Genomic DNA, 14,460 nt, shown 5'->3' on the forward strand with positions numbered 1-14,460 from the left:
TATTTATAGGTAGTTGTACAAACTGTATTTGTACAGCAGCGCTAAGCTGTTTTAATCATCCAGAAAGCTCCCGGCTCGCGCCCCGGCTGGGTGCTAAAAATTGGGTTTTTAGCAGCAAACTCTTTATAGTGATGATGCGTAAGGTAGTTTAATGAGCCAATAATTTTAAACTTATTGTTAAAGGTTAAAAACGCTTCTAACAAGTATTGCTCGTTCCAGAAGCGATGTTCATATATCCAGTCGCTTAAATAATCTTTAGGCATGTGGATATCATGTATTTGGATAATAACACCCGGTTTAAGTATAGGGAGTATCTCTAAATATTCAAAAAGCACATCGCCCTGGGGCCTTATCATGTGGGTTGAGTCGATAAACAAAATATCATTGGCCTCCAGTTGCCGAAAAAATGTTTTATCAATAGTTTCAACCCTTTTTCTAATTACTTCAACATCAAGTTTCTCTAACCAGGGCTGCTCGTAAGGTTCTACGCAAGCATATTTACAGCTATAATTTGCATCCTCAACTTTATTTTGTGCGAAAGCATTTTGCGCCATTAGCGTAGAGTAACCGCTGCCAATTTCAATAACCTGCTTAGGCTTAAAATGCCTTATTATGCTATAATAATATTCAGCATCTGCCGCTTCATAAAAACCGTTGTTATAATAATATTCTCCGTCTGCTTTTTTTTCAACCGGGAATTTAAGCAGCTCATCGTTATAATTGAATTTTGCCAGGAGGTCTAATTGTTCGGTAGTATTAAGGTCTATCCCGGGCAATTCCCTGTCATCCCTTAATGATTTTACTAAATGTTTTTTTGGGTTGATCAGTGGTTCATAATACTGATCAATAACAGGTAGCATACCTACCTGCATAAATATCTTTTCGTCTAAAAAGCTAATCCCTACTTTCCTGATTAACTTAAGCCAAACTGCTGCTAAAAATGTAAATGGAAAACCAACGAATATGATAGGTTTAAGAATAAGTTTTAAAATTCTGTTCAGCGTCATTTTATTTAATAATACTTTGCCAAAAGTAGTTTTAATTGCTGTCAAATTGGGTATCATCAGTTGTATAATTATTATATTAGCAGCTCAATAATTTAAAACTATGAATTATCTTAACCCCCGTATAAAGAATCTTCAGCAACTGGCCAGGGATAAGCAACAAGAGTATTTAAGCGCTAAACCATTTCCAAGCATCGTTATTGACGATTTTTTTAACGAAGAAATTTTAACTAAAGTTTTAGATGATTTTCCTGACCTTTCAAAAAAAAATGATATTATAAGTTACGACAACCATAACGAAAAAAAACTTGCCGCTAAAGGCGAGCAGTATTTTAGCGACACTACCAAAGGGTTTGTGCATTACTTAAATTCACAACCTATGCTGGAGTTTTTGCAGGAAATTACAGGCATAAAAGAAACTTTAATGCCCGATCCTTATTTCGAAGGAGGAGGATATCATGAAATTAAACCTGGTGGGTTACTAAAAGTACACGCCGATTTTAATAAGCATCAACCTACCATGCTTGATCGCCGCATAAACCTGCTGGTATATTTAAACAAAAACTGGGACGAAAGTTACGGCGGCCATTTTGAACTTTGGGATAAAAATATGCAAAAGGCAGAAAGAAAAATATTGCCTCTTTTTAACAGGATAGCTATTTTTTCGACTACTGATTTTTCATATCATGGGCATCCCGATCCGCTCACCTGCCCGCCCGACAGAAGCAGAAAATCAATAGCGCTATATTACTATAGTAACGGACGCCCAAAAAGTGAAGTAAGTCAAAAACCACATTCAACCCTGTTCGTATCCCGTGCCGGGATAGCTGATGATACTGTTAAAGAGCCGGTGACATTAAAGAGCATACTTATAGATTTAACGCCGCCTGTTTTAACAAAAGCTATTAAAAAAATAGTCAAAAAATAAATGACTGTTAAATTAAACTTACTTAAAAATAGCTGCAAAAAATGAATAATATTATAGTTTTTGGTGCTTCGGGCCAATTAGGGCAGTGCATAAAAAATGTAGCATCGTTACAAGGGACAACCAATATTATTTTCCCGTTGGAGACCGAGGCAAATATTTTGAATGTAGAAGGCTTAGATAAATTATTTGAACAATATAAACCCTCTTACGCTATTAATTGCGCTGCTTATACTGCGGTGGATAAAGCTGAAGATGATATTGAACTGGCAGAGAAAATTAATAATATAGGTGCTGTAAACTTAGCTACACAGTGCAAAAAGCATGGAACTGTGCTAATCCATATTTCAACAGATTTTGTATTTAAAGGCGATATTGCCCACCCGCTTACAGAAACAGATGAAGCAAAGCCCATCAGTGTTTACGGGCAAACAAAATTAAATGGTGAACTTGGCGTAGCTTCCATTTTAAACGACCATTTTATCATTCGTACGGGGTGGCTTTACTCAGAATATGCCAGTAACTTCGTAAAAACGATGTTAAAGCTGGGCAATGAGCGTGATGAGCTTAAAATTATAGCCGACCAGGTTGGTACACCCACGTATGCTATTGACCTGGCAACATTTATTTTTACCGTTATAAATAGTCAAAATAAAGCTTTTGGAACTTATCATTATAGTAATGAGGGCGTAACCTCGTGGTTTGATTTTGCCCGTGCAATATTTGATATTTCTGAAACGAAAGTAAAGGCAATTCCTATTCGTACGGATGAATATCCAACTAAGGCCACACGTCCGGCTTATTCGGTAATGGACAAAAGTAAAGCAAAGCAAACATTTAATATAGAAATACCGTATTGGAGAGATAGCCTTATAAGCTGTATACATAAACTCCGACAATAACTTAATATACATGAAAGGAATAATTTTAGCCGGTGGGTCCGGTACAAGGCTTTATCCAATAACAAAGGCAATAAGTAAACAGTTAATGCCTATTTACGATAAACCGATGATATATTATCCGTTATCAGTATTAATGCTGGCTGGTATAAAAGATATCCTGATTATTACTACACCCGAAGATAATGAGAGCTTTAAACGATTATTGGGCGATGGAAAAGACCTTGGCTGCAATTTTGAATATGCTGTACAAACGGTACCAAACGGCTTAGCGCAGGCTTTTGTAATAGGCGAGAAATTTATAGGTAATGATAAAGCGGCGCTTGTATTAGGCGATAATATATTTTACGGCAGTGGGTTTAGCAAACTGATACGCAGCTTTAACGATGTTAACGGAGCGGCTGTTTTTGCCTATCCGGTTGCCGATCCGGAGCGTTATGGGGTTGTAGAATTTGATGAGGATTTTAAAGCTTTATCTATTGAAGAGAAGCCTGAAAAACCAAAATCAAATTTTGCAGTACCGGGATTGTATTTTTATGATAATACTGTTGTAGATATAGCCAAGAATTTAAAAATGTCGCCACGGGGCGAATACGAAATAACCGATGTAAATAGGTTTTACCTGGAACAGGGAACTTTACAAGTAGGGGTAATGGACCGGGGTACAGCATGGTTAGATACCGGCACTTTTGATTCACTAAGCGATGCCAGCGAATTTGTACGTGTTATTGAAAAACGCCAGGATACTAAAATAGGATGTATTGAAGAAGTTGCTTACCGTATGGGATTTATTGATAAACAACAGCTTAAAGAAATAGCCCAAAAATATATTAAGAGTGGCTACGGCCAATATTTACTGCGCCTGATCAAGTAAGCCTGTTATTATTTCAGGTTTAATATCATCAGGCTGAAGCCAGTGAATTGTTTTGTCTTTCCTGAACCAGGTTAGCTGTCTTTTTGCAAAGTGCCTTGTGTTCTGTTTTATCAGTTCAATCGCTCTGTTCAGGTCGGTTTTATTATCCAGGTAGTCAAAAACTTCGCTGTAACCAACCGTATTTAATGCATTCAGGCTGCGGTAGGGTATAAGTTCTTTAACCTCTTCAACTAATCCATCTTTAATCATTTCATCAACCCGTTGGTTAATCCGGTCATACAAAACCGCGCGTGGCAGGTCCAACCCAATTTTTAAAGTATCGAAAGGGCGTTTATTAATAGTTGATTTCCTGAATGATGAAAAAGGCTTACCGGTGCTTCTATAAACTTCTAAAGCTCTTATAATACGCTGTGGGTTCTGCAAGTCAACCTCGTCATAGTAAGCCGGGTCGGCAGTTTTTAATTCATCCTGCAAGGCAGCAATGCCTTTCAGGGCAAATTCAGTATTAAGCTGTTCTCTTACGGTCACGTCCGCCTGTGGCATGTCATCAAAGCCCTCGCATAAGGCTTTAATATATAGGCCCGAGCCGCCAACCAATATCACTATATTATGACTTTGAAAAAGCTCATCCAATAACGCCAGGCCCTGTTTTTCAAAATCGCCAACAGAGAAAGGTTCAGTTACAGAATGCGAATCAATAAAGTAGTGTTTTGCCGCCGCAAGCTCAAGCCAGTTGGGTTTTGCGGTGCCAATAGCCATTTCGCGATAAAACTGCCGCGAATCTGCCGAAATAATCGCCGTTTTATAATGCTGTGCAAGCTTTATAGCCGCGGCGGTTTTACCCGATGCGGTAGGCCCGGCAATAACTATGAGTTTATGATTCATGGGTCATACCTATAGCAATTCGTTAATAAATAACACAGGTACTATTAACCAATTATCCATGAACCATCAACTAATTAATAATCGTCGTGCGATTTGCTGTCGTCTTCAAAATTATCGTCATCGGCAAATTCGCTGCCAAATTCATCCTCTTCCGCCTCCTCGTGTTCATCTGCAACAGCTTCACCGGTTTCATCTACTTCAGAGAAATCTTCTGTATCCTCATGGTTCATGCCCATTTCGCTTAAGAAATCAAAGTCATCTGCTCCTGTTTCGGCAGTTGCAGCGGTTGCGGCATCAGCCACGGTAACAAATTGCCTTGGCGCATCGCCGGTTGATTTAATGATAGCAGGATAGGTAACGCCAGGTGTTTCGTCAAGAATGATCTTCATCAACTCTACATGGAAATCAAAAGGGCGGTCGAAATTAAAAGTGTAATAAAATTTTTGATGCGGATCGTCAATGCGGCTGCTTAGCTTTACTTTTTCCATCAGGGCCACGCCACGGTCAATCCTTCGTTGGTTAGGCAGATAAGTAACTTCCTCGCCCTTTAACCATTGATCATTGCTAATGTAAAAAGATGAAGAATATTCTGAATTATAACCTGTTGATTGATGTATAGCCCGGTGAAGATCTTCAAATGTTTGGGTCGATTTAATATCTATCTCCCTGCTTACATCATCATAATCTTCAAAAGTAACTCTAAATCTGTATAGTGCCATTGTGTATTTTGTGGTAGATTTTTACTGTAAAAATAATGTTTTAATTTGTGATTGTGTTTGCCACAACTTTTAAGCCAATTTCTTCGCCTTTTTTAATTGTGTAGTTTATTGCCTCCGGGCGCGAGTTAGGGATCTCGCCCTCCAGTATCGCTTCGCGGATCTTATTTTTGATAATTCCAACCTCGCGGCCTTCCTTAATACCGAATAATTCCATAATATCCGTACCTGTAACCGGGGGCTGCCAGTTGCGGATATTATCCCGCTCTTCAACATCTTTTAATTTTTGCTGAACCAGCTCAAAGTTGTTTCGGTACTTTTTAACTTTGTACTCGTTTTTGGTAGTAACGTCTGCTTTACACAACAACATTAGCCCCTCAATATCATCGCCTGCCTCAAACAACAACCGCCGCACGGCAGAATCAGTTACTATCGACCGCGATAAAACTATAGGCCTTAAATGCAGTTGCACCAGCTTTTGCACCAGTTTCATTTTTTCGTTCAACGGCAGTTTTAACTGTGCGAAGATCTTGGGCACCATGCGTGCGCCTTTATCCTCATGTCCGTGGAAAGTCCAGCCGTGGCCCGGCTCAAAACGCTTGGTTGGCGGTTTGGCAATATCATGCAATATGGCTGCCCAGCGTAACCAAAGGTCTTCGGTGGTTTCACAAATGTTATCCAGCACTTGCAGTGTATGGTAAAAATTGTCTTTATGGCCCTTGCCGTCAATATATTCTACGCCATACAGCGTAGTCATAACCGGGAAGATCTTATGCAGTAAGCCGGTGTCAAACAAATAATTAAAACCTATTGATGGCTTGGGTGATAAAATGATCTTATTCAATTCATCCGTTATACGCTCCTGCGATACAATAGTTATGCGGTCCTTGTTGTTTTTTATAGCATCGACAGCTATTCCATCTATCTTAAAATTTAACTGCGATGCAAACCTTATGGCGCGCATCATCCGTAACGGATCGTCAGAAAAAGTTTCGACAGGGTTAAGCGGTGTACGTATCAGCTTTGCTTCCAGGTCTTTTATGCCCTCAAACGGATCGATCAGGTCGCCAAACGTATCAGGGTGTAAGGAGATGGCTAAAGCGTTAATGGTAAAATCGCGGCGTTTTTGGTCATCTTCTAATGTGCCGTTCTCCACTATCGGCTTGCGCGAATCAAGCCGGTACGATTCTTTACGGGCGCCAACAAATTCAACCTCCAGGTCCTGGTATTTTAAAGATGCCGTACCAAAGTTTTTAAATATGGCCAGCTTTACTTTTAATTTAGCCGCGACAGCTTCGGCAAAAGCAATCCCGTTGCCTATGATAACGATATCGATATCCTTTGACGGGCGCTCTAAAAAAATATCGCGAACAAAACCGCCGATAGCATATACCTGCAAATTATGTTCGCCGGCAAGCTTTGATATAACGGTAAATACGCGATGTTTTAGATGTTGCTTCATTGAAGTGCAAAGCTAACAAAATTACCCGTTTTTGTCCCGAAAGGGTGATCCACATTTACTGATCCACTCATCAAAATAGGGCAAAAAATGGCCAATTTTCAATTATTTCATTTTCAATAAATTAATTAAATGTTATAGCTAAATATCCTGACGAATAAGGGTGATCCAAAGTGATCCGCTTTATTTATTAAATGGTTGACAATTAAATATTTAGATGTTTTAGGTGATTCAACTGATCCACATTTTAAAATGGATCACCTGCACATTCATAACGATGACTTTTAAACACATCGCTACTTACACCTAACGCCTTATAAACTCAAAACGGCCATCCGGCTCCAGGCGCATTATGGTTGATGGATTTTTAATTTCCATGCTGTGTTGGTCCACATCAACCACATAATCAACACCATCAATAATTTCCTGCTCTATTTGCGAGAAGTACTGGGGCGATGGTTTGCCGCTGATATTAGCCGAGGTTGAAACCAACGGCCTGCGCAAACGCTGTATCAAAGCCTGGCAAAAGGGGTGATTAGATACACGAATACCCACGCTGCCATCAGTTGCTATCAGCGCCGCAGATATATTACGGGCACTAGGTAAAACCAGCGTTAGCGGGTTCTCGGCATATTCAATAAGGTTATATGCAAGCTCGGGTACTTCCTGTACATAGCTTGCCAGTTTATTATCGGTATCCAGCAGTATGATCATACTTTTGGTCTCGCTGCGTTGTTTAAGCTGGTAGATCTTTTGCACGGCTTCGGTATTTGCGGCATCGCAACCTATCCCCCAAATGGTATCGGTAGGGTAGAGGATGATCCCGCCATCCTGCACAACTTTAAAAGCTTTGGCAACTTCGTCTCTAAGCATGGTTTAAATATAAGCTTAAGGCGTTAATAATTCTTTGTTCGTCTAATAGTTCCATACACTTGGGTATGCCATATAGTTTGCACTCGTTACGTACACATGGCTCGCAGTTTAACTGGCCTGCCCGCAGTACGGTTAAGTTAGTTTTATTATAGGGCGCGGTATTGTTTTCATTGCCGGCACCAAATAGGGCAATAACCGGTACACTTAAACTATTGGCTAAATGTGCCGGGCCAGAATCTGTGGTTAACAACACTTTGACGCCTGCCATTAAGTTGGCAAGGCCAACTAATGTTGTTTTGCCAGTGTAGTTTTCTATTCGGTCCTGGTTGCCGGCATTAACCAATAGTTGCTCTATAAAAACAGCGTCTTTTGGTCCGCCTATTAAGCCAAACCGGGCTTCGGTAAAAGTACTGGTTAACAGTTTTAATAATGCCCTGCCCTTATCCAACGGCATTCGTCGCGATTCGGCTTCCGAATTAAAATTAAGCAGGATAAGCCCGTTTGGTTTTCCGTCAGTAGCATGTAACGAAACTTTGCGGCCTGTTACCGGCATTTCATTCAATTGCGCTAATATGGACAAGTACTCATCAACCCGGTGAACGTTCTTTGGCCTTTTTAAAACTTTGGTCAGCAAAAAAAAGCCGCCCTCTTTACTAAAGCCAATGCGTTGTTTTGCGCCGGTAGCTTTACCCATTATTGCTGCTGATAGCGAATCGGGTAGGGTAAAAAAGATATCATAGTTTTCTACACGCAGCAGTTTGCCATAACGGTAAACGCCGCCAAGGCCCTTAAACTCGTCTTTACTAAATGAATGGATTTTGGTTAAGCCGGGGATAAGTGACGCGATTGCGCTCAGCTCTTTTTTAATAATAACATCAACCTGCGCCGCCGGGTAAAACTGTTTAACCGCCCCGATGAAAGCTGTACTCATAACTACGTCACCAAGCCAGTTAGGCAATCTTACCAGTATCTTCATTTAGTTGTGAGTTTTGAGTTATGGGTGGTGAGTTTTGATCGAGTTATTAAAACTCAGTACTCAAAACTCATCACTCAAAACTGTTAAACGGCTACATTATTTTCCCTCAAAGCATCATTTAACGATGTCTTTTTGTCGGTTGATTCTTTGCGTTTGCCGATAATGAGCGCGCACGGAACCTGGAAATCGCCGGCAGGGAATTTTTTAGTATATGAACCCGGGATCACTACCGAGCGGGCAGGAACACGGCTTTTATATTCAACCGGTGAGCTGCCTGTAACATCAATAATTTTGGTTGATGCAGTTAAAACCACGTTAGCGCCTAAAACGGCTTCACTTTCTACGTGTACACCTTCAACTACAATGACCCTTGAGCCTAAGAAACAATTGTCCTCAATAATGACTGGCGAAGCCTGTATCGGCTCTAAAACACCGCCAATGCCTACACCACCGCTTAGGTGAACATGCTTGCCAATTTGCGCGCACGAGCCAACAGTGGCCCAGGTATCAACCATAGTGCCTTCATCAACATACGCGCCAATGTTTACATAGCTTGGCATCATAATAACCCCCTTTGCCAGGAACGCGCCATAACGTGCGCTTGCACCAGGCACTACACGTACGCCTGTTTTTTTATAGTCGGTTTTTAGCTTCATTTTATCATGAAACATAAAAGGCCCGGCTTTGATTTCTTCCATTGTGCGGATAGGGAAGTATAGTATTACTGCTTTCTTTATCCACTCGTTATTATGCCAGCGGTTGCCTATTAGTTCAGCAACACGGATCTCGCCTTTGTCAAGGCGCTCAATAACGGTCTCAATAGCGTCGATATATTCTTTGTAATTCAACAGGTTCCTGTCTTCCCAGGCTGCTTCGATTAATTTTTTAAGGTCTTGCATCGGTATAATTAAACTTTCGACAAATTAAAGGAATTTTAGGGAGATTTGTTTTATAATTTGTTTGTCCGTATGCCGTGATTCTTAACACGATAGTTTATCGCCGGGCAAATAAGTTTGTTTCACGAAAATGCGAAACAAATGAAACACATGAAACAACAATTTAGGTTAAGTTATTGTAAATCAAATTATTGCGTAAAACGGATGAAACAAAATGAAACAACTTATTGGTCAGGGTTTTTTAGTGTGTTTTTTATTTAACTGGCTTTTAATTAGGGTATTATATAATGTCGCGTTTCGGGCGGGTTTTGTTTCACGAAACAACAATGGTGAAACAAAAATTAATGGCACTACGGACGTGTTTGTTTCGTTAAGCATCATTCAAACATTAACTTTGCATAGTGCAAATTCATCACCATGCCCGAAAAAGAAAAACTCCGTATAGATAAATACCTCTGGTCCATTCGCCTGTTTAAAACACGTACGCTGGCATCTGATGCTTGTAAGGCTGGCAGGGTTAAGCTGGATGGCAACAACATTAAACCGTCGCACGAGGTTAAGCTGGGCGAGGTTTACCAGGTATCAAAAGGACCGGACAGAAAGATAATAAGGGTTACCGGTTTACTGGAAAGCCGTACCGACGCTAAAACAGCCGTAGGCTACTATGAAGACATTACACCGGTTGAACAAACACCGGCCTTTAAATCCATGTTCCATGCCCCGCTGCTAAAACGCGACCGTGGCACCGGCCGCCCCACCAAACGCGACAGGCGCGAGATAGACGGTTTGCAGGATGATTTTTTTGAGAAGAAGGTTGATTGAGTTTATTGAGTGAGTAATTGATTAAGTTTTTAGTTTGAATAACCACGCACCTAATCAACAAATTACTACTCACCAATTAATAGTCTGTCTTACTCTCGCTTTCGCTCCATAATTTAAAAGCTCCCAATGCTTCATTCCGCATCATTTGTACAAAGGGTAGTTTGCGTTTCTCCATAGGCAGGTCAAGTTCTTCATAGATAAAATGATCGTCGAAACCTATTGCTGCGGCATCAGCCTTGGTATTGGCGTAGTAGATCTTATCTATCCTTGCCCAGTAAATGGCGCCTAAGCACATGGGACAGGGTTCGCAGCTGGTATAAATTTCACAGCCTTCTAAGCTAAAAGTGCCCAGCTCCTGGCAGGCCAGGCGTATAGCCGATACTTCGGCATGAGCAGTGGGATCATTATTAGGTACCACTTTGTTGGCACTGCGGGCCAGCACCATGCCGTCTTTCACTATTACGGCACCAAACGGGCCGCCTTGTCCTTCTTTAACATTATACTCAGACAGGTCGATGGCCATCTGCATAAATTTCTCGTTGTTCGTCATACTTCTTTCCCTCCATAAAAAGGAAAACCCCAACTTACAGCCGGGGTTTTCCTTTTAGTATTTAAATGCACATTAGCTTATTTTTTATCCTTCGCGTAGGCGTCGTTTAATGTTTTAAGCGCTTCGGCAGTTATGTCAAGGCTTGGATCTACATATAAAACACCCGGGGTGCTTTTTGAATAAGTTAATACCAATTTATAGCCTTTTTCTTTAGCGTAGTTTTTAGAGAACTCGGTTAGCTTATCAAAAAGCTTCCCGGTTTCCTTAGCTTGCACTTCCTGCATGTCAGCTGATTCGCTTTGCTGGAATTTTTGAAACTCCTGTTGTTCGCGGCCGAGGCGTTGCTCGGTAGTCTGGCGTTTATCTGCAGGCAGGGTAGCAGCTATTTTTTGATATTCAGCAATTTCGCGTTGCAGGGCCTGGCCCTTTGATGCAACTTCATTTTGTGCTGCTTTACCTTTTTCGGTCAGGCGGTTCTGCATGTCCTTAGCATAGTCATACTTGCTTATTAAGCTATCAGAGTTGATATATACAGTTGTGCCCTTATCTGCTGTAGTAGTAGTGGTTGTAGCTGCAACCGGTGTAGCAGCAGGTTTGTTATTACAGGCAGCAACGCTTGCCGCAACTAATAAACCCAATGTGATTTTTGTTAATGTAGAACCCGTGGTTTTCATTTAAAGTGTTTTGTTTTTTGATGTTTGAAGATACTGACGCATCGTCATTTTTTAATAAAATTTTCACAAAGATAAACTTTCATATTAAGTATCCTAATCAATTACCTGTGGTTTAAAAATAGCAGATATCAATATTGATTTTGGCGTTTTGTTGTTTTAAAAACCTGTTTCCTAACTCGTTATATCCCAGTATGATTTTCAAGCCATTTTTGAGCTACGCTTAAGTATATTAACAACCGCTCATTTTATCAACAGTAGTGGTAATATGGCTTAAAATGCGTATTTTTGTGAGTTATTGTTTCAACCAAAATATGAGCGAAGAAAATATAGATAAATCGAATTACTCAGCAGATAATATACAGGTTTTAGAAGGTTTAGAGGCGGTGCGCAAGCGCCCTTCCATGTACATCGGCGATACAGGCGTAAAAGGCCTGCACCACTTAGTGTATGAGGTTGTAGATAACTCTATTGATGAGGCCTTAGCCGGTTACTGCGATACTATAAATGTTACTATCCATAAAGGCAACTCTATAACCGTTGTCGACAACGGCCGTGGTATCCCGACAGGTATCACTACTAAAGAAAAAGTATCGGCGCTACAAATTGTAATGACTGTTTTACACGCCGGTGGTAAGTTTGATAAAGACACTTACAAGGTATCAGGTGGTTTGCACGGTGTGGGTGTAAGTTGCGTTAACGCGTTATCAACCCATATGAAAACGGTTGTTGAGCGCGAAGGCAAAATGTTTACCCAGGAATATTCAGAGGGTAAGCCTTTGTTTGAGGTTAAAGAAATTGGTACATCAGCGCGTACCGGTACCACCCAAACCTTCCAGCCGGATCCGACGATATTTACCCTGACCACCGAATACAAATTTGATACGCTGGCTGCCCGTTTACGCGAGCTTGCTTATCTGAATAAAGGTATAAGGTTAACGTTAACCGACGAGCGCGAACCTAACGAAGATGGTTCTTTAGTAACAGAAGAATTCTATTCGACCGGCGGCTTAAGCGAGTTTGTTAAGTTTTTAGATGGCACCCGTACATCTATCATCCCTGAGCCTATTTATGTTGATGGTATAAAACAAGGCATCCCGGTTGAACTGGCTTTGCAATACAATGATACCTATACAGAAAACGTACACTCGTACGTAAATAATATTAACACGCATGAGGGCGGTACACACGTTGCAGGTTTTCGCAGAGGGTTAACCCGTACTTTAAAAAGCTATGCCGATAAAGAAGGCTTGTTAAAGAACCTTAAAGTTGAAATTACAGGAGATGACTTCCGCGAAGGATTGACCGCTGTAATTTCTGTAAAAGTACAGGAGCCTCAGTTTGAGGGCCAAACCAAAGGCAAGTTGGGTAACAACGAAGTAATGGGTGCGGTTGATATGGCCGTAGGCGAGATTTTAGGTAATTACCTGGAAGAGCATCCTAAAGAGGCCCGTATGATTGTGAGCAAGGTTGTATTGGCAGCTACGGCCCGTGCCGCCGCGCGTAAAGCACGCGAAATGGTGCAGCGTAAAAGCGTTATGGGTGGCTCTGGTTTACCAGGCAAGCTGTCTGATTGCGCTAACAGCGATCCGGCATTATGCGAGCTTTACCTTGTCGAAGGTGACTCGGCGGGTGGTACCGCCAAGCAGGGCCGTAACCGCGAGTACCAGGCTATCCTGCCGTTACGTGGTAAGATCCTTAACGTAGAGAAAGCCATGGAGCATAAGATCTACGAGAACGAAGAGATAAAGAACATGTTTACCGGCCTTGGCGTAAGCCGCGGTACACCCGAAGATGATAAGGCATTAAACCTGACCAAGCTGCGTTACCACAAAATTGTGATCATGACGGATGCTGACGTGGATGGTTCGCACATTACAACACTAATCCTTACTTTCTTCTTCCGTTATATGAAGGAGCTGATTGAGGCTGGTTACGTTTACATTGCATCGCCGCCACTTTACCAGGTTAAAAAAGGTAAAGAGTTTGAATATTGCTGGAACGAAGATCAGCGTCTCGCTGCTATCCAGCGCCTTAAAGGTGCCGGTAAAGAAGACAGCGTGCACGTACAGCGTTACAAAGGTTTGGGTGAGATGAACGCCGAGCAATTATGGGAAACCACTATGGACCCTGCCCGCCGTACCCTTAAAAAAGCAAGCATTGAAAACGCTGCCGAGTGCGATCATACTTTCTCTATGTTAATGGGCGATGAGGTTGCTCCGCGCCGTGCATTTATTGAGAAAAACGCGAAATACGCGAGAATAGATACATAAGATTTTGTCCCGATAGCTATCGGGATAAGAATTATTAAAAAAGCCGCCCCGACGTATGTTGGGACGGCTTTTTGTTTGTAAGGCTATTTCCTTTTGCTGTTTAACTCCTGCATTTTAGCGGTCAGGTTGCTTCGTAGCTGGGGCATATATTTTGTCATCATATTAGTTATCATTTCTTTTTGAAGCACAGGTGCAGAGTTCGCTAACTTTTTACCTTCGGGAGTGCTGTAAAAGTCAATGTATTTTTGAATTTCCTGCTGGGTGAAATGTTTTTCATAAACAGGCACCATGTCGGCCAATATTTGGGGCATTAGTTTTTTTATTTCGTTTTGAGAAAAAGCGGCCAATTCTTTCTGCTTTTTCTGATCGCCGCCGAACATTGTAGGAGACTGGCTAAAGATGGCCGTCATGTTACCTGACATAGCGTCCATAGCTTGCTCCGTTCCCATTAATTTAAACAGTTTCAAAGTTTTTTCATGCGATTTTTGTGCAGATACATTCAGCGTAATAGCTGCCAGCAAAATAATAAATAGTGATCTTTTCATTTTTTAAGAGTTTAAGTTTATAAAATATTAAGCAAGTATAGTTAAATTTATATACATAAGTATATTATGTATATAAATTATTTAGGTATAGT

The 14,460-nt window shown here is 41.1% G+C and carries 15 protein-coding genes; 5 read left to right on the forward strand and 10 right to left on the reverse strand.

Annotation, left to right across the window (positions count from 1 at the left end; all coding sequences use genetic code 11):
• Positions 1 to 41: 41 nt before the first annotated feature.
• Positions 42 to 1,007, reverse strand: a complete 966-nt coding sequence (locus ABIB50_RS10920; protein ID WP_429379748.1) for a class I SAM-dependent methyltransferase — start codon at positions 1,005 to 1,007, stop codon at positions 42 to 44.
• Positions 1,008 to 1,107: 100 nt separating this feature from the next.
• On the opposite strand from ABIB50_RS10920, the gene ABIB50_RS10925 reads away from it, so the two are divergent.
• From ABIB50_RS10925 to rfbA, 3 genes are read left to right on the forward strand one after another with little or no spacing between them, the layout of a single operon-like run.
• Positions 1,108 to 1,932, forward strand: coding sequence for a 2OG-Fe(II) oxygenase (locus ABIB50_RS10925; RefSeq protein WP_429379749.1), 825 nt, complete (start codon positions 1,108 to 1,110; stop codon positions 1,930 to 1,932).
• A gap of 41 nt (positions 1,933 to 1,973) precedes the next feature.
• Complete coding sequence (rfbD, locus tag ABIB50_RS10930) at positions 1,974 to 2,831, forward strand: dTDP-4-dehydrorhamnose reductase (protein WP_429379750.1); 858 nt, start codon at positions 1,974 to 1,976, stop codon at positions 2,829 to 2,831.
• Positions 2,832 to 2,841: 10 nt separating this feature from the next.
• The gene (gene rfbA / locus ABIB50_RS10935) at positions 2,842 to 3,702 is read left to right on the forward strand and encodes a glucose-1-phosphate thymidylyltransferase RfbA (protein WP_429379751.1); all 861 of its coding nucleotides are present in this window, start codon (positions 2,842 to 2,844) and stop codon (positions 3,700 to 3,702) included.
• On the opposite strand, the gene miaA is transcribed toward rfbA, so the two are convergent.
• From miaA to ABIB50_RS10965, 6 genes are all read right to left on the reverse strand, one after another.
• A complete protein-coding gene (gene miaA / locus ABIB50_RS10940) occupies positions 3,682 to 4,587 on the reverse strand; it encodes a tRNA (adenosine(37)-N6)-dimethylallyltransferase MiaA (RefSeq protein WP_429379752.1) in 906 nt (301 codons plus the stop codon). The genes rfbA and miaA overlap by 21 nt on opposite strands.
• Positions 4,588 to 4,661: 74 nt before the next feature.
• Positions 4,662 to 5,306: an IS1096 element passenger TnpR family protein gene (locus tag ABIB50_RS10945; protein WP_429379753.1), complete on the reverse strand. Its 645-nt coding sequence runs from the start codon at positions 5,304 to 5,306 to the stop codon at positions 4,662 to 4,664.
• 40 nt (positions 5,307 to 5,346) lie between these two features.
• On the reverse strand, positions 5,347 to 6,765 hold the full coding sequence (locus ABIB50_RS10950; protein WP_429379754.1) for a CCA tRNA nucleotidyltransferase: 1,419 nt from the start codon (positions 6,763 to 6,765) through the stop codon (positions 5,347 to 5,349).
• 303 nt (positions 6,766 to 7,068) lie between these two features.
• Positions 7,069 to 7,635 (reverse strand): L-threonylcarbamoyladenylate synthase, encoded by a 567-nt coding sequence (locus ABIB50_RS10955; RefSeq protein WP_429379755.1) that lies wholly within the window; start codon positions 7,633 to 7,635, stop codon positions 7,069 to 7,071.
• The gene (locus ABIB50_RS10960; RefSeq protein ID WP_429379756.1) at positions 7,628 to 8,611 is read right to left on the reverse strand and encodes a glycosyltransferase family 9 protein; all 984 of its coding nucleotides are present in this window, start codon (positions 8,609 to 8,611) and stop codon (positions 7,628 to 7,630) included. Before ABIB50_RS10960 ends, ABIB50_RS10955 begins: the two co-directional genes overlap by 8 nt.
• A gap of 83 nt (positions 8,612 to 8,694) precedes the next feature.
• Positions 8,695 to 9,510 (reverse strand): 2,3,4,5-tetrahydropyridine-2,6-dicarboxylate N-succinyltransferase, encoded by an 816-nt coding sequence (locus ABIB50_RS10965; RefSeq protein WP_429379757.1) that lies wholly within the window; start codon positions 9,508 to 9,510, stop codon positions 8,695 to 8,697.
• Positions 9,511 to 9,924: 414 nt separating this feature from the next.
• On the opposite strand from ABIB50_RS10965, the gene ABIB50_RS10970 reads away from it, so the two are divergent.
• Complete coding sequence (locus tag ABIB50_RS10970; protein ID WP_429379758.1) at positions 9,925 to 10,329, forward strand: RNA-binding S4 domain-containing protein; 405 nt, start codon at positions 9,925 to 9,927, stop codon at positions 10,327 to 10,329.
• Positions 10,330 to 10,405: 76 nt separating this feature from the next.
• Here ABIB50_RS10970 and ABIB50_RS10975 read toward each other — a convergent pair whose 3' ends face one another.
• Positions 10,406 to 10,879 carry a nucleoside deaminase gene (locus tag ABIB50_RS10975; RefSeq protein WP_429379759.1) on the reverse strand — a complete coding sequence of 158 codons (474 nt, stop codon included), beginning with the start codon at positions 10,877 to 10,879 and terminating at the stop codon, positions 10,406 to 10,408.
• A gap of 77 nt (positions 10,880 to 10,956) precedes the next feature.
• Complete coding sequence (locus ABIB50_RS10980; protein WP_429379760.1) at positions 10,957 to 11,553, reverse strand: OmpH family outer membrane protein; 597 nt, start codon at positions 11,551 to 11,553, stop codon at positions 10,957 to 10,959.
• 311 nt (positions 11,554 to 11,864) lie between these two features.
• Between ABIB50_RS10980 and gyrB the strand changes: the two genes are divergently transcribed.
• Positions 11,865 to 13,823 (forward strand): DNA topoisomerase (ATP-hydrolyzing) subunit B, encoded by a 1,959-nt coding sequence (gene gyrB / locus ABIB50_RS10985; protein WP_429379761.1) that lies wholly within the window; start codon positions 11,865 to 11,867, stop codon positions 13,821 to 13,823.
• A gap of 83 nt (positions 13,824 to 13,906) precedes the next feature.
• On the opposite strand, the gene ABIB50_RS10990 is transcribed toward gyrB, so the two are convergent.
• The gene (locus ABIB50_RS10990) at positions 13,907 to 14,368 is read right to left on the reverse strand and encodes a DUF2059 domain-containing protein (protein ID WP_429379762.1); all 462 of its coding nucleotides are present in this window, start codon (positions 14,366 to 14,368) and stop codon (positions 13,907 to 13,909) included.
• Positions 14,369 to 14,460: the final 92 nt, after the last annotated feature.

This window comes from Mucilaginibacter sp. UYCu711, from assembly GCF_050433825.1.
Taxonomy (GTDB): Bacteria; Bacteroidota; Bacteroidia; order Sphingobacteriales; family Sphingobacteriaceae; genus Mucilaginibacter.